General features: G+C 73.4%; 15 protein-coding genes. 11 read left to right on the forward strand and 4 right to left on the reverse strand.

Translation table 11 applies throughout. The features are described 5' to 3' along the window. Positions 1 to 145: 145 nt before the first annotated feature. Complete coding sequence (locus ACIRSU_RS30275; protein ID WP_403798793.1) at positions 146 to 1,681, reverse strand: MFS transporter; 1,536 nt, start codon at positions 1,679 to 1,681, stop codon at positions 146 to 148. A gap of 148 nt (positions 1,682 to 1,829) precedes the next feature. On the opposite strand from ACIRSU_RS30275, the gene ACIRSU_RS30280 reads away from it, so the two are divergent. The 3 genes from ACIRSU_RS30280 to ACIRSU_RS30290 all read left to right on the forward strand — a co-directional run bounded on the left by ACIRSU_RS30280 (position 1,830) and on the right by ACIRSU_RS30290 (position 4,283). Next, complete coding sequence (locus tag ACIRSU_RS30280; RefSeq protein ID WP_403798796.1) at positions 1,830 to 2,474, forward strand: TetR/AcrR family transcriptional regulator C-terminal ligand-binding domain-containing protein; 645 nt, start codon at positions 1,830 to 1,832, stop codon at positions 2,472 to 2,474. Positions 2,475 to 2,785: 311 nt separating this feature from the next. After that, on the forward strand, positions 2,786 to 3,496 hold the full coding sequence (locus ACIRSU_RS30285; RefSeq protein WP_403798799.1) for a ribonuclease HII: 711 nt from the start codon (positions 2,786 to 2,788) through the stop codon (positions 3,494 to 3,496). 178 nt (positions 3,497 to 3,674) lie between these two features. After that, entirely contained in the window at positions 3,675 to 4,283 is a 609-nt protein-coding gene (locus tag ACIRSU_RS30290; RefSeq protein WP_403798802.1) for a hypothetical protein, read from the forward strand. Between the two features lie 61 nt (positions 4,284 to 4,344). On the opposite strand, the gene ACIRSU_RS30295 is transcribed toward ACIRSU_RS30290, so the two are convergent. Together ACIRSU_RS30295 and ACIRSU_RS30300 are read right to left on the reverse strand one after the other, a co-directional pair. Beyond that, positions 4,345 to 4,971, reverse strand: coding sequence for a hypothetical protein (locus ACIRSU_RS30295; RefSeq protein ID WP_403798805.1), 627 nt, complete (start codon positions 4,969 to 4,971; stop codon positions 4,345 to 4,347). Positions 4,972 to 5,187: 216 nt separating this feature from the next. After that, entirely contained in the window at positions 5,188 to 7,371 is a 2,184-nt protein-coding gene (locus ACIRSU_RS30300; protein ID WP_403798806.1) for a RecQ family ATP-dependent DNA helicase, read from the reverse strand. A 134-nt stretch (positions 7,372 to 7,505) separates the two neighbouring features. Here ACIRSU_RS30300 and ACIRSU_RS30305 point away from each other — a divergent pair, with 134 nt between their 5' ends. The 7 genes from ACIRSU_RS30305 to ACIRSU_RS30335 all read left to right on the forward strand — a co-directional run bounded on the left by ACIRSU_RS30305 (position 7,506) and on the right by ACIRSU_RS30335 (position 18,259). Beyond that, positions 7,506 to 8,954, forward strand: coding sequence for a DUF4192 domain-containing protein (locus tag ACIRSU_RS30305; RefSeq protein ID WP_403798808.1), 1,449 nt, complete (start codon positions 7,506 to 7,508; stop codon positions 8,952 to 8,954). A gap of 178 nt (positions 8,955 to 9,132) precedes the next feature. After that, positions 9,133 to 11,193, forward strand: coding sequence for a glycogen debranching N-terminal domain-containing protein (locus ACIRSU_RS30310; RefSeq protein ID WP_403798811.1), 2,061 nt, complete (start codon positions 9,133 to 9,135; stop codon positions 11,191 to 11,193). A gap of 141 nt (positions 11,194 to 11,334) precedes the next feature. Beyond that, positions 11,335 to 12,105, forward strand: coding sequence for an NUDIX domain-containing protein (locus tag ACIRSU_RS30315; RefSeq protein WP_403798814.1), 771 nt, complete (start codon positions 11,335 to 11,337; stop codon positions 12,103 to 12,105). 178 nt (positions 12,106 to 12,283) lie between these two features. Beyond that, a complete protein-coding gene (locus tag ACIRSU_RS30320) occupies positions 12,284 to 14,257 on the forward strand; it encodes an ATP-binding cassette domain-containing protein (protein ID WP_403798816.1) in 1,974 nt (657 codons plus the stop codon). A gap of 160 nt (positions 14,258 to 14,417) precedes the next feature. Continuing rightward, complete coding sequence (locus ACIRSU_RS30325; RefSeq protein ID WP_403798818.1) at positions 14,418 to 15,302, forward strand: FadR/GntR family transcriptional regulator; 885 nt, start codon at positions 14,418 to 14,420, stop codon at positions 15,300 to 15,302. Between the two features lie 431 nt (positions 15,303 to 15,733). After that, complete coding sequence (locus ACIRSU_RS30330; protein WP_403798821.1) at positions 15,734 to 17,281, forward strand: RNA polymerase sigma factor; 1,548 nt, start codon at positions 15,734 to 15,736, stop codon at positions 17,279 to 17,281. Between the two features lie 159 nt (positions 17,282 to 17,440). Then, entirely contained in the window at positions 17,441 to 18,259 is an 819-nt protein-coding gene (locus ACIRSU_RS30335) for a serine protease (RefSeq protein ID WP_403798824.1), read from the forward strand. Positions 18,260 to 18,418: 159 nt separating this feature from the next. Here the strand turns inward: ACIRSU_RS30335 and ACIRSU_RS30340 are convergent, their stop codons facing one another. Further along, entirely contained in the window at positions 18,419 to 18,649 is a 231-nt protein-coding gene (locus ACIRSU_RS30340; protein ID WP_403798827.1) for a hypothetical protein, read from the reverse strand. A gap of 433 nt (positions 18,650 to 19,082) precedes the next feature. On the opposite strand from ACIRSU_RS30340, the gene ACIRSU_RS30345 reads away from it, so the two are divergent. Next, the gene (locus tag ACIRSU_RS30345; RefSeq protein WP_403798830.1) at positions 19,083 to 21,200 is read left to right on the forward strand and encodes a type IIA DNA topoisomerase subunit B; all 2,118 of its coding nucleotides are present in this window, start codon (positions 19,083 to 19,085) and stop codon (positions 21,198 to 21,200) included. Positions 21,201 to 21,225: the final 25 nt, after the last annotated feature.

Below are 21,225 nucleotides of genomic sequence, written 5' to 3' on the forward strand. Positions count from 1 at the left end.
TGGGCCACTGAGCCTGATAGAGCGCCGCTCTAAAACCGGCCCGCAGAAATCCCCCCCCCGGGGGGCCCCCCCCCCCCCCCCCCCCCCCCCCCGGGGGGGGGGGGGGGGCCCCCCCCCGGGGGGGGGGGCCCCCCCCCCCACCGGGTCAGACGGCCGGTCCCGCTGCCTCCGCCGCACCGCTGAGGGCCGCCAGGTCGCTCCTGCGCACCCGGAGCACGACCGCGGCCGTGGCGAGGGCGACGAGCGCCATCACGACGGCGGCGGTGAACGCGCTGGTGATGCCGGCCGTCAGCACGTCGTGCGACCACGGCGCGGGCAGCTGCTGCTCCTTGACGAACGCGGCCTTCTGCCCGGGGGTCGCCTGGGCGAGGAAGTCTGGCATCTGCCGCTTCTCCTCGTCCCGGCTGGCCGTGCCGTAGACCGTGACCAGGATCGACAGGCCGAGCGAACCGCCCACCTGCTGGGTGGCGTTGAGCAGTCCGGAGGCCGCGCCGGCCTCGTGCGGGGCGATGCCGGAGACGGCGGTCAGCGTGACGGTGACGAAGTTGAGGCCCATGCCGAAGCCGAAGGTGACCATCGGCCCGAGGACTCCACCCAGGTAGGAGCTGTCCGGGGTGATCAAGGTCAGCCAGAACAGACCGGTGCCGGTGAGCGCCGCGCCCGCCAGCATGCACGGCTTGGGGCCGAACACCGGCAGGAGCCGCTGGGCGAGCCCGGACGTGACGCCGATGGCTGCGGTGACCGGCAGGAAGGCGAGGCCGGCCCGGATCGGGCCGAAGCCGAGCACGTTCTGCACGAACAGGACGATGAAGAAGAACATGCCGAGCATGGCGGCCGCCAGGCTGAGCATGAACACGTAGGTGCCCGAACGGTTGCGGTCGGCGAACATCCGCAGCGGTGTGATGGGTTCGCGCGCCCGTGACTCCACGACGACGAAGGCGGCGAGCAGCAGCACGGCCGCGACGAACGCCCCGAGGGCGAGCCCGTCCGTCCAGCTCTCCTCGGAGGCGCGGATGAAGCCGTAGACGAGCGCGGACATGCCGACGGTGGAGGTCAGCGCGCCGGCCAGGTCGAAGCGGCCCGGGTGCCGCTCGGACTCGTCGATGAAACGCGGTGTCAGAAAGGCGATGGCCAGACCGATCGGGACGTTGACGAACAGCACCGAGCGCCAGTCGAGCCACTCGGTGAGCATGCCGCCGGCCAGCATGCCGATCGCGCCGCCGCCGGCCGATACGGCCGCGAAGACGCCGAACGCCCGGTTCCGCTGCGGCCCTTCGGGGAACGTGGTGGTGATCAGCGCGAGCGCGGTCGGCGAGGCGATGGCGCCGCCTGCGCCCTGGAGCGCGCGGGCGGCGAGGAGCTGCCACGGCTCCTGGGCGAAACCGCCGAGCAGCGAGGCGAGGGTGAAGACGAGGATGCCGGTCAGGAACACCCGCCGGCGGCCCAGGATGTCGCCGGCCCGGCCGCCGAGAAGCAGCAGACCGCCGAAGGTGAGGGTGTAGGCGCTGAGCACCCATGACAGGCCGGTGGTGGAGAAGGAGAGGGCGTCCTGGATGTGCGGCAGCGCGATGTTCACGATCGTCGCGTCCAGGATGACCATCAACTGGCAGGCGGCGATGACGGCGAGGGCGATTCCGGGTGGCCGGTTCGGGCTGCGGGAGGCGTGTGGAGTCGTTGGCACGGTGTGTCCCCCACGGAAGAATGTAGTGAACGCATCCGTTCACTGTTTTCCACGGTAGTGAGAGCCCGCTAAGGAACGCAAGCGTTCACTGGGTGGTGTCGTGAAGAGAACCGATTCGTCTCGACGGAGACTCAAGAGAGAGGCATTCATGGCTACTTCGCACTCCGGTTCGCACTCCGGGCCGGCGGCCGCTGCTCAGCCTGGCGGCGGCCCGGCACCGCGCCGACGCGGCCCGGTACTGGAACGTGCCATTCTCGACGCGACCCTGGACCAGCTCGGCGCGGTTGGCTGGAATGCGCTGACGATGGAGGGTGTCGCGGCCGCTGCCCAGACCGGCAAGGCCGCCGTGTACCGCCGGTGGTCCTCGAAGGAGGAACTCGTCGCCGACGCGCTCAGGACCGGACTCCCCCCGTTCGGGGAGGCGCCGGACCACGGCAGCGCCCGCGAGGACCTCCTCCAGCTGTGCCGCCGGGTGCGGGCCGCGATGTACTCGAAGCCCGGTATCGCGCTGCGCGCCGTGCTTCACGAGTGCGACAACCAAGCCGCCGCCGAGCGCTTCCACGAGCTGATCGTCGACCGGGTCGTCGAGCCCTCGCAGCGGCTGCTGCGCGAGGTGGTGCAGCGCGGGATCGCGCGCGGCGAGGTGCGCGCGGCCGCGGCCGACGAGATGGTCTACGACGTGGTCCCGGCGATGATGATGTACCGCTCGAAGGTGTGCGGCAGCGAATGGACGGAGAGCGAGCTCACCGGGCTGATCGACCTGGTCATGATGCCGCTGCTGAGGCCCGCCTAGTCGGTGCCCTGCCCGTGGTCCCGCCCTTTGTTCCGCCCGTTGTACCGCGCGTTGTCCCGCCCTTTGTTCCGCCCTTTGTTCCGCCCGTTGTACCGCGCGTTGTCTCGCCCTTTGATCCGCCCGTCGTGCGGGTGGCGGGGCGCGTGCCGGGGCCGGCTCCGGTGGCGGTTCGGAGTGGCGTCCGGGGCGGCGTCCGGGCGGGGGCGGGGGCAGTCTCGCCGGCGGTGCGGGGCGGGTTTCGGCCGGGCGTGGGCGGCCAAGGGGAAACCGGGTACCCAGGGCGGTATCCATCGGCGTAATCTTTAGGCGCCATGCCGTACGAACCACCCACCCACAGCGTCGAACGATCGATCCGGGCCACCACCGGCGCCAAGATCGTCGCCGGGGTCGACGAGGTCGGGCGAGGGGCCTGGGCCGGTCCCGTCACGGTGTGCGCCGCCGTCACCGGCCTGCGCCGCCCGCCCGCCGGGCTCACCGACTCCAAGCTGCTCACCCCCAAGCGCCGCACCGCGCTCGCCGTGGAACTCGAGGGGTGGGTCACGGCGTACGCGCTGGGTGACGCCTCGCCCGCGGAGATCGACGACCTCGGCATGACCGCCGCCCTCCGGCTGGCCGCCGTCCGCGCCCTGGAGGGCCTGCCGGTCCGCCCCGACGCCGTGATCCTGGACGGCAAGCACGACTACCTGGGCAGCCCCTGGCAGGTCCGTACGGTGATCAAGGGCGACCAGTCCTGCATCGCCGTCGCCGCCGCCTCCGTGCTCGCCAAGGTCCGGCGCGACCTGATGATGGCCGAGCTGGAGGCCGAGGCGGAGGAGTACTCCGCCTACGCCTTCGCGGCCAACGCGGGCTACCCTTCGCCGGTCCACAAGGCGGCGCTGGAGGAGCTGGGCCCCACCCCGTACCACCGGCTCTCCTGGTCGTACCTCGACGCCATGCCCCGATGGTGCCACCTCAAGAAGGTGCGCCTCTCCGCCGAGGCGGCCGCGCTGGAGAGCGGGGGCCAACTCGGCTTCGACTTCTGACGTGCGGCCGACCACGGCCGACCCCTGAACTTCCGGCCTCTGGGCCCGGATCCTGCGGCGGACGACCCATGGGGCAACCCGTGAGGGAGACTTCCGCAGGCACCGTCCAACGGCCGGGGCGTGCCTGTGCGCCCACCCGCCGGAGCCTCGCGCGACGGCGTTTGATAGACATCAACCCATGCCTCTCATCCCCGAGGAGCCTCAGATTCACGAGAGTGCCCAGGGTCCCCGCGCGACCGCGGCCGCCGGCCGCCCCGTGCCGACCCCTCGACCCGTACCCGGCCCGCGTTCCGCGGCCTCGCCGCGACCCGGGCGTCCCGGCCCCGGTCCGGCCCGGCCCGCGCCGCCGCCGCCGCGTCCGTCCACCCACGCGGAGAATCGTTCCGACCAGGCGTCCGGACCGCAGATCCAGCTGATCCCGGCTCCCGCCGACGGTGCCGTCGACGCCGCCGAGGAGGCGGTGGACCTGCTGCTCGACACCGGCCGCGCCCCCGGCGACGTCCTGGTGCTCACCACCGGCGAGCAGCACCCGTGGGCGGCGCACGAGCTGTCCTTCGGCGAGGCCGCCTACTGGGCGCAGCAGGACGCCCGCGAGGACGTGTTCTTCGCGGACGCGGCCGCCGTGGCCCGCGCCGCAGCACGGCCCGTGGTGGTCGTCGCCGTCAACGGCGGCTCCGACGAGGACATCGCGCTCCGGCTGCCCGAGGCGATGAAGCGGGCGTCCGCCCTGCTGATCGTCTGCGGCGACCCGCAGCGCGTCAGCGCCGCCCTCGGCGCCGGCGTCTGACCTCCATCGTCCGCACCCCGGCCGCCCTCGGGCGGCCGGGCGGACATCCGGGGCCGCTCGCTCAGCGGGCGGCGGCGCGGCGCAGCGGCTCGGGAGCGCCGCTCGCGATGCGCGGCACCAGCTGGTCGAGGGCGGAGTCCTCGCCCAGGGGCGCCGGCTGCGAGTCGGAGCCGGGCCGGCGTCCGCCACGGCCGTCGCCGAGCACCTGCCAGCCGCCACGGGTCAGCGTGATGTACGCACCGCAGCGCAGCCCGTGGAGCGTGCAGGCGTCCCGCAGCCCCCACATCCAGGCCCCGTCCTCCTCCGTCCAGCGCTCGTCGCCGTCCCGGCAGTAGAGCAGCACCGCCGTGCGCACCGGGGCGCGCCGCCGCAGATCGTGCGGGATGACCCGGCGCAGGTGCGCGAGGAGCGCGTTGCGGAACTCCCAGCCGTCCGCGGGCGCGGTGCGGCGGGTGAACGAGGCGCTGGCGGCGAGCCGTTCCTCGTGGTCGAGCACGGCGACGACCGCCGTCGACGGCGTGGGCATGTGACGGGAATGCAGGCCGCTGACGACCTCACGCGGACTGCGCAGCAGCGGGATCCCCGCGGCCGCCCACTCGGCCGGTTCGAGTATCCGGGCGAGGCGGCTGGCCGACCCGGACGACGGGGCGGCCGGTACGGTCGAGGACGGAGCGAATCCGAGGGTCACGATCCTCCCTTCGGATACGCGCCCGCTCCGCGGGCAGGGTGGGACGAGGGTGCACAACGGCACGGTCCAGGAGGACCGCGTACGAGCCGTGCGGGGTGGACTCCCAATTCTTCCTGGCGCGTGCGCGGGCGGCAACGAGCAATTGAGGCCGCTGACTGGAATGAACCGGTATGACTCTCATATCCCTGCCCAGTTACCCATTATTCACGCCCCGTTTCATGCCTGGACGGCGAGCACCAGCGGAAACACCCCCTCCGCTCCCGCCCGCCGCAGCAGTCTCGCGGCCACTGCCAACGTCCAGCCGCTGTCAGCGAGATCGTCGACGAGCAGTACCGGGCCACCCGCGGCGGCCAGACGCCCCGTCAGATCGTCCGGAACGGCCAGGGCCCGCTGCAGCCCGACCACCCGCTGCGCGCTGTTCGTACGGGAGATCCGCAGCTCCTCCGCCTCCGGCGCGTACTCCACGGAGCCGAGCAGCGGCATCCGGCCGATCTCGGCGATGCGCCGGCCGAGCGAGCCCACGAGCCGCGGCTTGCGGTGCGAGGCGACCGTCACCACACCGGCCGGCCTGGGCAGGGCGTCCGCGCCGCCCGAGGCCCAACCTCCCGGCCCCTTCGCCCAGTCGGCGAGCACCCGCACCACCGCCTGCACGACGTCGTCCGGCACCTCGGCGTCCGGCGCGGTGTCGGCGAGCAGCGGCCGCAGCCGGTTGCCCCAGCCGATGTCCGAGAGCCGGCCGAGCGCCCGGCCCGGGTACGACTGCTCGCCCGCCGGGATACGGCCCTTCAGATCCACGCCCACGGCGGCCAGTCCGGTCGGCCACATCTTGCGCGGCTCCACCTCCACGCCCGCCCGGCCCAGCTCGCCCCGGGCCGAGTCCAGCGCCGCGTCGGAGACCTTGGCGTCGAACCTGACGCCCGCACAGTTGTCACAGCGCCCGCACGGCGCGGCCGCCTCGTCGTCCAGCTGACGGCGCAGGAACTCCATCCGGCAGCCGCCGGTCGTCGCATACTCCCGCATGGCCTGCTGCTCGGCGTCCCGCTGCCGGGCCACCCACGCGTACCGCTCCGTGTCGTACACCCACGGCCGGCCCGTGCTCTCCCAGCCGCCCTTCACCCGCTTGACGGCCCCGTCCACGTCGAGCACCTTCAGCATCGTCTCCAGCCGGGTCCGGCGCAGCTCGACCAGCGGCTCCAGAGCGGGCAGCGACAGCGGCCGGCCGGCCGCCGCGAGCACGTCGAGGGTGCGGCGCACCTGCTCCTCCGGCGGGAACGCCACCGAGGCGAAGTACTTCCAGATCGCCTCGTCCTCCTTGCCCGGAAGCAGCAGCACCTCCGCGTGCTCCACCCCGCGCCCGGCGCGGCCCACCTGCTGGTAGTAGGCGATGGGGGAGGAGGGCGAACCGAGGTGCACGACGAAGCCCAGGTCCGGCTTGTCGAAACCCATGCCGAGCGCCGACGTCGCCACCAGCGCCTTCACCCGGTTCGCGAGCAGGTCCTCCTCGGCCTGCTGCCGGTCGGCGTTCTCCGTCCGGCCCGTGTACGAGGCGACCGTGTGCCCGCACTGGCGCAGATGGGCCGTCACCTCCTCGGCCGCGGCGACCGTCAGCGTGTAGATGATCCCGGACCCGGGCAGCTCGTCGAGATGGTCCGCCAGCCAGGCGAGCCGGTGCGCCGCGTCCGGCAGCCGCACCACCCCGAGGCTCAGGCTCTCCCGGTCCAGCGGCCCGCGCAGCACCAGCGCGTCCGTGTCCGCGCCCGTCCCCAGCTGCTCGGCGACGTCCGCGGTCACCCGGGCGTTCGCCGTCGCCGTCGTGGCGAGCACCGGCACCCCGCCCGGCAGCTCCGCGAGCATCGTCCGCAGCCGCCGGTAGTCGGGCCGGAAGTCATGCCCCCAGTCCGAGATGCAGTGCGCCTCGTCGACCACCAGAAGACCCGTGGCGGCCGCGAGCCGGGGCAGCACCTGATCGCGGAAGTCGGGGTTGTTGAGGCGCTCCGGCGAGACCAGGAGCACGTCGACCTCGCCCGCCGCCACCTCCTGCTGGACGGTGTCCCACTCCTCCGTGTTCGACGAGTTGATCGTGCGCGCGCGGATGCCCGCCCGCGCGGCCGCCTCCACCTGGTTGCGCATCAGCGCGAGCAGCGGCGAGACGATCACGGTCGGACCCGCGCCGCGCTCGCGCAGCAGCGAGGTCGCCACAAAGTACACCGCCGACTTGCCCCAGCCGGTCCGCTGCACGACCAGGGCCCGGCGTCTGTCCGCCACCAGCGCCTCGATGGCGCGCCACTGGTCCTCGCGGAGTCTCGCCGTGCCCGTCGGGTCCGAGACGAGACGGGCGAGCACGGCGTCGGCGGCGGCGCGGAGGGCGGCACGGTCCTCGGTGCGATCTGCGTGGTTCATGCCCCCATGCAACCTGATCGGTCGGACAATGCGCGAACGAGCCGCCGCACCTGTGGATAACCTCGGCGACGCCGGCCCGGGGAGTTATCCACAGGGGTTTCGCGATCGAGGGTGCTCGCGGGACCGTCGTGACCATGAACACGAACCACCACGAATCCCACGGACCGTCCTCGACCCAGCAGATCACCCTGCGCGGGCCCGCCGAGCTGGCCGACGCCCTGCCGTTCATGCTCGGATTCCACCCGAGCGACTCCGTCGTCCTCGTCGCGCTGCACGGCGAGCGCGGCCGCTTCGGCGGCCGGGTCCGCGTCGGCATCCCGGGCTCACCGCACGAATGGCCCGCCATCGCCGACCACCTGGCCGAATGCCTCGTCGAAGGCTGCGCCCGGCGCGGCGACCGGCCCGACGCCATCGTCGTCTTCCTCTGCCAGGAGCCCAGGCCCGGCGAGACCGGCCGCCAGGTGACGGAGCGGCTGCGCCCCTTCGCCCAGCGCCTGCGCACCGCCTGCGGCGCGCTCGACATCCCCGTCCTCGAAGCCCTCTGCATCTCCGACGGCCTCTACTTCTCGTACGTCTGCCCCAACGCCGTCTGCTGCTCGCCCGACGGCACCCCGCTCGCCCTCTCCGGTACGTCGGTGATGGCCGCGTCCGCCGCCTACGCGGGAATCCAGGTGCGCGGCACGCTCAAGGAGATGGAGGCCCGGCTGAAGCCCCGCGGCACCGAGTACGACGCGGCGCAGCGCGCGGCGCTGAACGACGCCGCCAACGTCATCGTGCCCAGGATCCTCGACGGATCCGTCGGCACCCTCGCCCGGCAGGAGACCCGCGACACCACCCTCGGCCTCATCCGCAGGCTTGTCGAGCGGTACTCCGCGCCGCCCGCGAAGCCGACCGGTCCGGCGGGCGGCGCCGCCTCCCGCCGGAGCGCCCTCCCGCCCGCCACAACCGCGGCCGACGAGAGGGACGACGCGCTGCTCAGCGCCGACGAGGCCGCCACGCTCATCCTCGGACTGCAGGACCGCGAAACCCGTGACCAGGCCGCCGAATGGATGGAAGGCCCCGAGGCCGCCGCGGCCCTGCGGCTCTGGCGGGCCCTGGCCCGGCGCTGCGTCGCCCCGTACCAGGAGTACGCGGCGGCCCCGCTGACCCTGGCCGGCTGGGTCGCCTGGTCCCTCGGCGACGAGCCCTCCGCCCGGGTCGCCCTCGGCCTCGCCCTGGAGACCGACCCCCACTACCTCTTCGCCCGCCTGCTCCATCAGGCGTGCAACGAGGGCCTGGACCCCGAGTCGCTCCGCGAGTGCCTGCGCAAGGAGCGGGCCGCCCGTCTCGCCGCCGGTCAGCGCCCGGAGGACGAGGAGGCCCATGGCGAGCCGGCTGACCCCGACCCCGTGTCCGACCCCGTGGCCGGCACGACCCGGTCCCGGCGGCGGGCCCGTACGGTCGCGCGGCGGGCCGCACGGCAGGCCGGGCTGCGGACGACGGCAGCCGGCCCGCGGGCCCCGCGCGCCCAGACGCCACCCGCGCGGCCCCGGAACGCGGCCGCGCCCCGCACCGGCCGGCGCGACGCGAGGACCGGAGAATGAGGGCCGTGACCCGTCGGCCCGCGGCGGCGTTCACCTCTGTGGCGGTACCGCGGGAGCGGTGGCGCCGCCCCACGGCCGGACCCGCGGACCGCCGGGACCGCCCGCTCGGCCCCGAGCCCGGTCGCCGCCGGGCCCGGCCGAGCAGCCCGGACCGCACAGAGAGCGCCGTACACGCGTCATGGCCCCCAGCCCCGCCCAGGCCCCCGGACCCTCCGCCGGACCTCCGTCCCGCACCGGAGCCCCGCCCCAGGGACCGGGCCACGGGGCGAGCCGCCCCGTGGAACTCCCCGCCGCGCACGACACGCTCGTCGGCGTCGCCCTGCCCGCCCTCGCCGTCAGCCCCCGGCACGGCCAGCTCACCGGGACCGGCCTCGACGGGGTGTTCCTCGCCGGGCGCCGGCTCCTCGCCCGCTGCGTCCTGCGGATCGCCGGACGCGAGCCCGTCCCGCTCCACGGCCGGACGACCACGGCCGACCGCGCCGACTTCCTGGCCGTCCTGCGTACGCCCGGCGACACCGGGCCCGACCCCGGACTCGTCGTCGAACGGACCCGCGAGGCCGACGGCACCGAGCGGATCACCCTGCGCAGCTCGTCCGCCCGCCCGCTGCGGCTCCCGGTGGAGCTCGCTCTGGGCACGGATCTCGCGGACCTGGGCGCGGTGGCGGCCGGGCGGCCGGGGCCCGAGCTCGCCGCGAGCGTCCACGGCACCGGGCTCCGCTGGACGGACGGCGACGGCACCGCCGTCGCCGTCTCGGCCGACCCGCCGCCCAGCGAATCCCTCGCCGCCGCCGGACTGCTCCGCTGGGAGGCCGCACTGGCCCCCCGAGGCAGCTTCGTCCTCACCCTCCGCATCCGGGCCGAGCGGGCCGGCCGCGCCCTCGCGCCCGGCTCCGGCGGCGGCCGGCCGGGCGGGCACGTCCTCGCCGACGCCGTCGCCGAGGGGGACGACCCTCGGCTCGGGCCGCTGCTGCGGACCTCCGTCGCCGACCTGCGCGCACTGCTCCAGCGCGACCCCGCGCACCCCGCCGGCGTCCACCTCGCCGCCGGAGTGCCCTGGCGCTGCGGGCCCGTCACCGCCGAGGCCCTCTGGGCCGCCCGCATGGTCCTGCCCCTCGGCACCCGGCTCGCCGCCACCACCCTGCGCGCCCTCGCCCGCACCCAACTGCATGGCCCGGGCCCCGAATCGGGACGCATCCCCGGGCCGCTCCGGGACGCGGGCCCCCACCTGCCGCCCCGCTGCACCGGCGTCGAAGCCACCCTCGCCTTCCCCGTCGTGCTCGCCGAGGCCCGCCGCTGGGGGCTGCCCGAGCCAGACCTCGCGGAGCTGCTCCCGGTCGCCGAGCGCTGCCTCGACTGGCTGCGCGGGGCCCTGGACGGCAGCGGCTTCGTGCCGGACCCGTGGCCCGCCGGGCCGGCCCGGGCCGAGACCCAGGCCCACGCGCACCGCGCGGCCCTGCTCGGCGCCGATCTGCTCGACGCCGGCGGGCGCCCCGGCGGCGACGCGTGGCGGGAGTGGGCGCGGGCACTGCGCGCGCGGTTCCGCGACCGGTTCTGGCTCGACGACCCGTCCGGAGGCCGGCCCGCGCTCGCCCGCACGGCCGACGGCCGTCCGCTGCCCCATCTCGGCGGCTGGGCCGCGCACCTGCTCGACACCGGGCTCGCCGCCGCGGGCAGCCCGGCGCCCGGGCTGCTCGACAAGGCGCAGACCGAGCGGCTCGCCCGGCTGCTCACGGCCCCGGGTCTCGACTCGGGCTGGGGGCTGCGCGGCCTCGGCGAGAAGGAACCCGGCTACAACCCGTTCGGCCACCGCTCGGGGACGGTCCGGCCGCACGAGACCGCCGTCGCGGTCGCCGGCCTCGCCGCCGCGGGACACGAGCGCGAGGCAGCCGCGCTGCTGCGCGGGATCCTCGACGCGGCGGACGCCTTCGACCACCGGCTGCCCGAGATGTTCGCCGGCGAGCGGCGGACGCCCGGAGCAGTGCCGGCGCCGCATCCGGCGGCCTGCCGGCCCGCGGCCGTCGCCGCCGCGGCCGGGGTGCAGCTCCTCACCACCCTCGTCGGCGTCCGCCCCGACGCACCCGGCCGCACGGTCGCCCTGCAACCGCTGCGCTCGGCCCCGCTCGGCGAGGTCCGGCTCTCCGGACTCCGGGTCGCGGGCGAGCCGTTCGCCGCCCGTGTCGGCCGGCTCGGCCTCGGCATGGTCGAGGAGGCGGCGCCCGGCCTCCAGCTGGGCGTCTGACCCGCCACGGGCATGTCCCCGGCCGCGAGCGGCACACAACGGAAGAACCGGGGGTGAGGGTGGGGGCGGGGGAGGGAAGAAGTGGCGGCCGATCCTCCCCGCAGGAGTGTTTATCGTCAGGAAGACGACTATGATCGCCGCATGCCTCCCTACGACCCGTCGGCCTTTCCGCCCTTCGCTGTCACCGTCGATCTGGTCGTACTCACCGTGCGGCGCCACTCCCTGTGCGCCCTCGTCGTGAAACGGGGCGAGCCCCCGTTCCAGGGAAGCTGGGCGCTGCCGGGCGGATTCGTCCGGGCCGACGAGGACCTCGACGCCGCCGCCGCGCGCGAGCTGGTCGAGGAGACGGGCCTCTGCGTCCACGACCCCGGCACGCCCGCGCCCGTACCCGGACACGGAGCGCACCTGGAGCAGCTGGCGACGTACGGCGCGCCCGACCGCGATCCACGGATGCGGGTGGTGAGCGTGGCCCACCTCGCCCTCGCTCCCGACCTGCCCGCGCCGCGCGCGGGCGGAGACGCCAACAGCGCGCGCTGGGCGCCGGTCGAGGAGCTGATCGGCCCGGACGGCGTGGCGGAGTACGAGGGCGAGCAGCCGTCGCCGCTCGCGTTCGACCACACCAGGATCCTCTCCGACGGCGTCGAGCGCGCCCGTTCCAAGATCGAGTACTCCTCACTGGCCACCGCCTTCTGCCCGCCCGAGTTCACGGTCGGCGAGCTGCGCCGGGTCTATGAGGCGGTGTGGGGCGTCGCGCTCGACCCGCGCAACTTCCACCGCAAGGTGACCGGCACGCCCGGCTTCCTCGTGCCGGCGGGCGGCACCACGACCCGTCAGGGCGGCCGCCCCGCCCAGCTGTTCCGCGCCGGTGGGGCCACGCTCCTGAACCCGCCGATGCTGCGCCCGGAGGTGTAGCGGCGTCCCGGCCGCTCCGGACGGACTCGTCGTGTCCCGACCGGCGGGGCGCGCTCCGGAGCCGGTTCTCCGGCGGCTCCGAGCCGCCAACCATGCACCAAAAGTCCGAAATGGGGCGTTATCTTGCTGGGATAGCCGCCCTGCCGCGGAGCGGTCTCACCTACCCGCGAGAGAAGCGATGCTCCAGGCCATCGGACTCACCAGCACCCCGCGCCGGGACCTTCCGCCCGCCGTGGACGATCTCACCTTCGAGGCCCGGCCGGGCGCCGTCACCGCCCTGCTCGGGCCGGCCGGCGCCGGCAAGACCACCGCCCTGCGACTGATGCTCCAGCTCGAACCGGGCCGTGGCGTCACCTACTTCCGGGGCCGCCCGCTGCACCGCGTCGCCCAGCCCGCACGGGAGGTCGGCGTACTGCTCGGCGACGTGCCCGGCCACCCCTCCCGCACCGTGCGCAGCCAGCTGCGCATGCTCTGCGCCGCCGTCGGGGTCCCCGGCGTCCGAGCCGACGACATGCTCCGGGCCGTCGGGCTCATCGGGGTGCACGACCAGCGGATCGGCACCCTCCCGCTCGGCATGGACCGCCGACTGGGCCTCGCCTCCGCCCTGTTGGGCGACCCGCACGCGCTGCTCCTCGACGAGCCGGGTGCCGGGCTCTCCGTACGCGAGAGCGCCTGGCTCTACGAACTCCTGCGCACCCACGCCGACGAGGGCGGGACCGTCCTCTACACCACCACCGACCCGAAGGACGCCGCCCGCAACGCCGACCGGGTCGTCACCCTCGACCGGGGCAGGCTGGTCGCCGACCAGGACGCCACCGAGTTCGCCCGCACCCGGCTGCGCCCCCGGGTCGCCGTGCGCACCCCGCACGCGGCCCGGCTCGCCGCCGTCCTCGCCCAGGAGTCCCGCGCCGCTCGCCGCCCGGTGGAGGTGGTGGCGGAGGGCGGCAACCGGATCTCGGTGTACGGCAGCGACTGCGCCACCGTCGGAGAGGCCGCGTTCCGCAACGGCGTGCTCCTGCACCGGCTCGCCGACGAGACGGGTGAGACCGGTGTGACCGGCGGGCCGCGACAGACCGGTAGGCCGCGACAGACCGGCGGGTCAGGCCAGGCCGGCGGGTGGGGCCGAACCGGCGGGACGGGGCAGACCGTCGAGCCCCGCCCTGCCGGTGAGCCCCGCCGGGCCGGCGAAACCCGCCCGGCCGTCCCCAGCGCCGTCACCCCCTCCCCGCCCGGGGGCCCCTCGGCCTCCGCCGCCGGAACCCCCACGCCTTCAGTCCCCGAGACCCGCACACCCCCTCCCTCCGAGACCCCGGCGCCCCCCGTTTCCGAGGCCCCGGCCGCCCGGCCCCTCCGCCCCCGCGCCTCCCGTCGTGCGCCCCACCGCTCTCCGCTCCGGCCGGTGCGCTACGAGGTCCGCCGGCTCCTCGGCGTGCCGTCCACCCCGCTCGTGGCCGTGGGCGTGCTGCTGATCTCCGTGGTGCTCGCCGTGCTGCTCGCGCGCAGCGGACGCACTCCGCTGCCCGCGGTCCTGGCCGGCTGGCCCGGGCTCTCCCCGCTGCCCCCGGCGGCGCTCGGGGCGGGGCTGCTCGGCGCGTTCTCGTTCGGCGAGGAGTACCGCTACCCGGCGCTCACCACCGGACGCGGCGCCGTCCCGCGCCGACTGGGCCTGCTCCTGGCGAAGCTCGCGGTCGCGGCGGTCGTCGGGGCGGTGCTCGCGGTGCTCGTCGTGGTGGCCGATCTGGAGGCACTGCGCCTCGTCTACGGCGGCGAGTTGATCCCCGTACCGCACAACTGGCCCACCTTGTGTGCCAATTGGTTCGGCCTGGTGACCGGCTGTGCCTGGGCCGGGGTGCTCGGGGCAGGTGTCTTCCGGGCCGCGGCCGCCGGAGTCGCCGCGGTTCTCGCCGTGCCCGTCGTCTTCGCGCCACCGCTGCGGCAGTTGCTCTCCGGGGTGCCCGGCCGTTCGCTGGCCGGACTCCCGGCCCGGCTGCGCGAGTTCGCACGGGTGGAGTGGTCGACGGCCGCGGACCGGTGGGTGATGGGGGCGGTGCGGGTGGTCGGGCAGCCCGTGGGAGTGGCGCTGGCCCTGACGTTGACGGTCCTGCTCTGTGCCTATGTGCTCAGCGGACTGCGCAGCAGAGCCCGTTGGTGATCACAATCGGATCGAAAAGTTCCGCTTCGGCGGCAACTACCTTGGAAAAGGCCGTTTATGCCCCATTAATCGTCAATTGTGTAGCAGGTGCCGATCACCCTTTCGTGTGCTTTTCACCAAAGACCTCAAGGGGCACGGGAGCCACGCCGACAAAGGATGCGTGAGTACCCTTGCGCACACGATGATGACCGCCGCCCGCCCCGTCGAGTCCGGCCTCGGCGCCGCGGGCGATCTCGACCGCTACCCCTACGCGGAGGCCCCCGCGGCCGAGCGCGTGGGCCCGCCCTCCTGGGAGGGGGCGGACGACCTCGGCCGGGTCGGCCGCCGGGCCGCCGGCAGCCGCGGCCGCGGACTGCACGGGCAGCTCGTCCAGCAGCTCGGCCAGATGATCGTCTCCGGCGACCTCGGCGCCGACCGTCCCCTCGTACCCGAGGAGATCGGCCAGCGCTTCGAGGTCTCCCGCACCGTCGTCCGCGAAAGCCTGCGCGTCCTGGAGGCGAAGGGCCTGGTCAGCGCCCGCCCCAACGTCGGCACCCGGGTCCGGCCGGTCAGCGACTGGAACCTGCTCGACCCCGACATCATCGAGTGGCGCGCCTTCGGCCCGCAGCGCGACGACCAGCGGCGCGAGCTGAACGAGCTGCGCTGGATCATCGAGCCGCTCGCCGCCCGGCTCGCCGCGGGACACGGCCGCGAGGACGTCCAGCAGCGCCTCGCCGACATGGTCGAGATCATGGGGCACGCGTACGCCCAGGGTGACGCGATCACCTTCTCCCGCGCCGACACCGAGTTCCACGCTCTGCTCATCCAGCTCGCCGGCAACCGCATGCTGGAGCACCTCTCCGGCATCGTCGGCGCCGCCCTCCAGGTCTCCGGAGCCCCCGCCACCGGCTGTGACCGCCCCAGCGAGGGCTGCCTCTCGCACCACGCCCGGATCGTCGACGCCCTCGCCGCCGGCGACGCCCTCGGCGCCGAGACGGCCATGCGCCAGCTGCTGACCGTCCACCCCGAGGTGGAGCGCGTCGTACCGGCTCCCCGCGAGCACTGATCCACGCCGTGGCCGACCGCGCCGTGCCGCCCGCATCGCGTGCCGCCGGACCCGAGCGGAGCCCGGGGGCGGAGCCCCGTCCCCGGGTGTGCCAGGGTCCGGCGGCACCGAGGCGTGCCCGCCGGCCGTGCCTGGCGGGCGCGATGGTGTGGGGCAGGGCGGGTCGATCATGCCGCTTCCGGATGTTTCCTGACGGATTCGCCACAATTGAGGTGTGACTCGGGCCACGCGGATTGGGCGTAACGCTCCTCGAAGCCGCGCGATGACCTAAGAGGTGACAGCCGAGGAAGGAATACAGCAGCCGCTCACGGTGCTGTGCAGTTCCCCGGCCCAGCCCGCGCCGTCGGCTCATTCCCCGTCGACGGTCGTCGGCTCCAGTCCGATCCAGGGCGGGGCCGGAAGCCGTTTTCCATCGTTCCGAGAGGTTGTTCGTGTCGGCCAGCACATCCCGTACGCTCCCGCCGGAGATCGCCGAGTCCGCATCTGTGATGGCGCTCATCGAGCGGGGAAAGGCTGATGGGCAGATCGCCGGCGATGACGTGCGTCGGGCCTTCGAGGCTGACCAGATTCCGCCAACCCAGTGGAAGAATGTTCTGCGCAGCCTCAATCAGATCCTCGAGGAAGAGGGTGTGACGCTGATGGTCAGTGCAGCGGAGTCGCCGAAGCGCACCCGCAAGAGCGTCGCAGCGAAGAGCCCGGCCAAGCGCACCGCCACCAAGACCGTCACCGCCAGGACGACGACCGCGACGAAGAGCGTCGCGGCCGCCACCACGGCCTCGGCGGCCGAGAGCGCGGACCCGGCCGACGAGGCCGGCTCTCCGGCCAAGAAGGCCGCGGCGAAGAAGACCGTCGCCAAGAAGGCGGTGGCCAAGAAGACCGTCGCCAAGAAGACGGCCGCCAAGAAGACCACGGCCAAGAAGGACGACGAAGAGCTCCTCGAGGCCGAGGACCTGCTGGACGACGTCGCGCCCGGCAAGGACGAAGAAGAGACCGAGGGCGAGAGCAAGGGCTTCGTCCTGTCCGACGAGGACGAGGACGACGCGCCGGCCCAGCAGGTCGCCGTCGCCGGTGCCACCGCCGACCCGGTCAAGGACTACCTCAAGCAGATCGGCAAGGTCCCGCTGCTCAACGCCGAGCAGGAGGTCGAGCTCGCCAAGCGCATCGAGGCCGGTCTGTTCGCCGAGGACAAGCTGGCGAACTCCGACAAGATCGCCCCGAAGCTCAAGCGCGAGCTGGAGATCATCGCCGAGGACGGCCGCCGGGCCAAGAACCACCTCCTGGAGGCCAACCTCCGTCTGGTGGTCTCGCTGGCCAAGCGCTACACCGGCCGCGGCATGCTCTTCCTGGACCTGATCCAGGAGGGCAACCTCGGTCTGATCCGCGCGGTCGAGAAGTTCGACTACACCAAGGGCTACAAGTTCTCCACGTACGCCACCTGGTGGATCCGTCAGGCGATCACCCGCGCCATGGCCGACCAGGCCCGCACCATCCGTATCCCGGTGCACATGGTCGAGGTCATCAACAAGCTCGCCCGTGTGCAGCGCCAGATGCTCCAGGACCTGGGCCGCGAGCCCACCCCGGAGGAGCTGGCGAAGGAGCTCGACATGACCCCGGAGAAGGTCATCGAGGTCCAGAAGTACGGCCGCGAGCCGATCTCGCTGCACACCCCGCTGGGCGAGGACGGCGACAGCGAGTTCGGTGACCTCATCGAGGACTCCGAGGCCGTCGTCCCGGCCGACGCGGTCAGCTTCACGCTGCTGCAGGAACAGCTGCACTCCGTCCTCGACACGCTCTCCGAGCGTGAGGCGGGCGTCGTCTCCATGCGCTTCGGCCTCACCGACGGGCAGCCGAAGACGCTCGACGAGATCGGCAAGGTCTACGGCGTCACGCGTGAGCGCATCCGTCAGATCGAGTCGAAGACGATGTCGAAGCTGCGTCACCCGTCGCGTTCGCAGGTGCTGCGCGACTACCTCGACTGATCCACTGGTCGGCTGATCGACGGGTCCACTGATCCGAGACATGCCGAAGGGCCCGGTTCCCCGCGGGGAACCGGGCCCTTCGGCATGTCCGCGCGTGCGCGGCGCGCGCGCCTGGACGACGCTGGGTGAAACGACATCACCGGAGAGTCAGGAGACTCCATGCGTCGTCCCATCGCCCGAGCTTTGACCGGTGCCCTGGGCCTGGTCGCCGCGGCCGTGGCGCCGCTCGCCGCCGCTGCTCCCGCGTCCGCCGACAGCGTCGTGGTCGGCGGCACGCCGATCAAGATCACCGAGGCGCCGTGGGTCGTGGCGCTGTCCAGCCGTGACCGGTTCGGAGGTACGCGGGCGGGGCAGTTCTGCGGCGGCGTGGTCGTCGCCCCGACCAAGGTGCTCACCGCGGCGCACTGCCTGGGGCGGGACGCGCTGGGCGGAGAGCCCTGGCAGCTGCGCGACTTCGCGGTCATCGCGGGCCGCAGCTCGCTGCGTGGTCAGGGCGGCCAGGAGATCAGGGTCGCCGACACGTGGGTGAACCCCGACTACGACCCCTCGACCAACTCCGGGGATCTGGGCGTCGTCACGCTGGAGCAGGCGCTGCCCTCGTCGTACGTGATCGAGGTCGCCGCTCGGGACGATCCGGCGCTCGCCGTGGGCACGTCGGCGGACGTGTACGGCTGGGGCGACACGACCGGCAACGGCACGTACGCGACGTCGCTGCGCTCGGCGCGGGTGCAGGTGCTGCCCGACGCGTCCTGTGAGCGCGCGTACCCGGCCGGCTCCGGGGCCGCGTACCGGGGCGACACGATGCTGTGCGCGGGCGACCCGGGCGGGGGCAGGGATGCCTGCCAGGGCGACAGCGGTGGTCCGCTGGTGGCGAAGGGGCGGCTGATCGGCCTGGTGTCGTGGGGGAGCGGCTGTGGGCAGGCGGAGAACCCCGGCGTCTACACCCGGGTCTCCGCGGTGCTGCCGAACCGCTTCTGACGCGCCGTCCCGTGCCGGCCCGCGCCCCGTGCCGGTGACTCCGCGTCAGTCGACGGTGACGGTGTGAGAACGGGCGGCCACCCCCCTCGTACAGCGGGGGCGGCCGCCCGTCGGCCGGTCGTCAGGAAACCGGCCCGTGGCTCGTCGGGATGCGAGGCGTCAGTGGTCGTCGCCCTGGGTGCGGGCCGGCACGTCCGTGAGCCGGTCCGTCTCATCCTGTATATCCGCGGCGATCTTCTTGAGTTCCGGCTCGAACTTGCGCCCGTGGTGAGCGCAGAAGAGCAAGTCACCACCGCTGATCAGCACGACGCGCAGGTATGCCTGGGCGCCGCAGCGGTCGCATCGGTCAGCGGCCGTCAGGGGGGTCGCGGGGGTCAGAACAGTAGTCACGTCGCCTCTTCTCTAGCTCGACGAGCTGTCGTACCAGGGTCAACATCCAACCAGGCCGAAAACGTTCCCGCTCGTGGCTTTTCCTTGAAACTTTTTCCCAAGGTGGCTGTCTGCTGCCGGTTGGCGGCGAATGAGCCGTATTGCGCTTGCTCTACGGGTTTCGCATTGCTGTGTGTGGTCGTGCCCTCCCGGCGGGTTGCCGGTTGTTCATGAGGACGTGCCCCGAGGCTAAATGGTTCATGCCCGGAAGGGAACGTGATGTTTGCGTCACCCCATCGAGGGATCGAACATCCATACGACTCTGGACTAGCATGAGTCATCAGGAGGGTGGCGTGACAACGGCTCTACCAGGCATCGGTACCCTCTGACCGGTGACCGACGCCGGGCCTTACCCCACGGGGCCAGTTTTCAAATTCAGCGAGGAGCGAACCGCGTGACCGCCGAGACGTCCGTGCCGTCCAGTGCGCTGCTGACCGCAGACCGTGACGGTTCCAACTACACCGCGCGGCACCTGCTCGTCCTCGAAGGGCTCGAAGCCGTCCGCAAGCGCCCCGGTATGTACATCGGGTCGACCGACAGCCGCGGTCTGATGCACTGCCTCTGGGAGATCATCGACAACTCCGTCGACGAGGCCCTCGGCGGCTACTGCGACCACATCGACGTCGTGCTCCACGACGACGGCTCCGTCGAGGTGCGCGACAACGGCCGCGGCATCCCCGTCGACGTCGAGCCCAAGACCGGTCTGTCCGGCGTCGAGGTCGTCATGACCAAGCTGCACGCCGGCGGCAAGTTCGGCGGCGGCTCGTACGCGGCCTCCGGCGGTCTGCACGGCGTGGGCGCCTCCGTGGTGAACGCGCTCTCCGCCCGCCTCGACGTCGAGGTGGACCGCAACGGCGCGACCCACGCGATCAGTTTCCGCCGCGGCGTCCCCGGCATCTTCACCGAGGCCGGCCCGGACAGCCCCTTCGACCCGGCCGGCGGGCTGCTCAAGGGCAAGCGCGTCCCCAAGACCCGCACCGGCACCCGGGTGCGCTACTGGGCGGACCGCCAGATCTTCCTCAAGGACGCCAAGCTCTCCCTGGAGACGCTGCACCAGCGCGCCCGCCAGACCGCCTTCCTCGTCCCCGGCCTCACCATCGTCGTCCGCGACGAGCGCGACCTCGACGGCGTGGGCAAGAGCGAGGAGACGTTCCGCTTCGACGGCGGCATCAGCGAGTTCTGCGAGTTCCTCGCCCAGGACAAGGCCGTCTGCGACGTGCTGCGCCTCACCGGCCAGGGCACCTTCAAGGAGACCGTCCCGGTCCTCGACGACCGCGGCCACATGACCCCCACCGAGGTCACCCGCGAGCTCGGCGTCGACGTGGCCCTGCGCTGGGGCACGGGCTACGACACGACGGTCAGGTCCTTCGTCAACATCATCGCGACGCCCAAGGGCGGCACCCACGTCTCCGGCTTCGAGCAGGCGATCACCAAGACGGTCAACGAGGTGCTGCGCGCCGCCAAGCTGCTGCGCGTCGCCGAGGACGACATCGTCAAGGACGACGCCCTCGAAGGGCTCACCGCCGTCGTCACCGTCCGCCTCGCCGAGCCGCAGTTCGAAGGCCAGACCAAGGAGGTGCTCGGCACCTCCGCGGCCCGCCGGATCGTCGCCAACGTGGTCGCCCGGGAGCTCAAGGCGTTCCTGACCTCCACCAAGCGCGACGCCAAGGCGCAGGCACGCGCCGTCCTGGAGAAGGCCGTCGCCGCCGCCCGTACCCGGATCGCGGCCCGTCAGCACAAGGAGGCGCAGCGCAGGAAGACCGCGCTGGAGTCCTCCTCGCTGCCCGCCAAGCTCGCCGACTGCCGCAGCGACGACGTCGAGCGCAGCGAGCTCTTCATCGTCGAGGGAGACTCCGCGCTCGGCACCGCCAAGCTCGCCCGCAACAGCGAGTTCCAGGCACTGCTCCCGATCCGCGGCAAGATCCTCAACGTCCAGAAGTCCTCCGTCTCGGACATGCTCAAGAACGCCGAGTGCGGAGCGATCATCCAGGTCATAGGGGCGGGCTCGGGCCGCACCTTCGACATCGACGCGGCCCGGTACGGGAAGGTCATCATGATGACCGACGCCGACGTCGACGGCTCCCACATCCGCACGCTGCTGCTGACCCTGTTCCAGCGCTACATGCGCCCCATGGTCGAGCAGGGACGTGTCTTCGCCGCCGTGCCGCCGCTGCACCGCATCGAGCTGGTCCAGCCCAAGAAGGGCCAGGACAAGTACGTGTACACGTACTCCGACAACGAGCTGCGCCAGACCCTGCTGGAGCTCCAGCGCAAGGGGGTCCGCTACAAGGACGCCATCCAGCGCTACAAGGGCCTCGGTGAGATGGACGCCGACCAGCTGGCCGAGACCACCATGGACCCGCGCCACCGCACCCTGCGCCGGATCAACATCGGCGACCTGGAGGCGGCCGAGCAGGTCTTCGACCTCCTCATGGGCAACGACGTGGCCCCGCGCAAGGAGTTCATCACCAGCTCCGCGGCGACCCTGGACCGCTCGCGCATCGACGCCTGACCCCAGACTCCCTCACTGACCGGCC

This window comes from Streptomyces sp. NPDC101160 (assembly GCF_044768205.1).
Taxonomy (GTDB): domain Bacteria; phylum Actinomycetota; class Actinomycetes; order Streptomycetales; family Streptomycetaceae; genus Streptomyces.

Excerpts from the sequence above, each read along its gene's own strand:
- ACIRSU_RS30280 (WP_403798796.1), top strand. The coding sequence starts at position 1,830 with ATGGCTACTTCGCACTCCGGTTCGCACTCCGGGCCGGCGGCCGCTGCT.
- ACIRSU_RS30285 (WP_403798799.1), top strand. The coding sequence starts at position 2,786 with ATGCCGTACGAACCACCCACCCACAGCGTCGAACGATCGATCCGGGCC.
- ACIRSU_RS30290 (WP_403798802.1), top strand. The coding sequence starts at position 3,675 with ATGCCTCTCATCCCCGAGGAGCCTCAGATTCACGAGAGTGCCCAGGGT.
- ACIRSU_RS30300 (WP_403798806.1), bottom strand. The coding sequence starts at position 7,371 with ATGAACCACGCAGATCGCACCGAGGACCGTGCCGCCCTCCGCGCCGCC.
- ACIRSU_RS30305 (WP_403798808.1), top strand. The coding sequence starts at position 7,506 with ATGAACACGAACCACCACGAATCCCACGGACCGTCCTCGACCCAGCAG.
- ACIRSU_RS30310 (WP_403798811.1), top strand. The coding sequence starts at position 9,133 with ATGGCCCCCAGCCCCGCCCAGGCCCCCGGACCCTCCGCCGGACCTCCG.
- ACIRSU_RS30315 (WP_403798814.1), top strand. The coding sequence starts at position 11,335 with ATGCCTCCCTACGACCCGTCGGCCTTTCCGCCCTTCGCTGTCACCGTC.
- ACIRSU_RS30320 (WP_403798816.1), top strand. The coding sequence starts at position 12,284 with ATGCTCCAGGCCATCGGACTCACCAGCACCCCGCGCCGGGACCTTCCG.
- ACIRSU_RS30335 (WP_403798824.1), top strand. The coding sequence starts at position 17,441 with ATGCGTCGTCCCATCGCCCGAGCTTTGACCGGTGCCCTGGGCCTGGTC.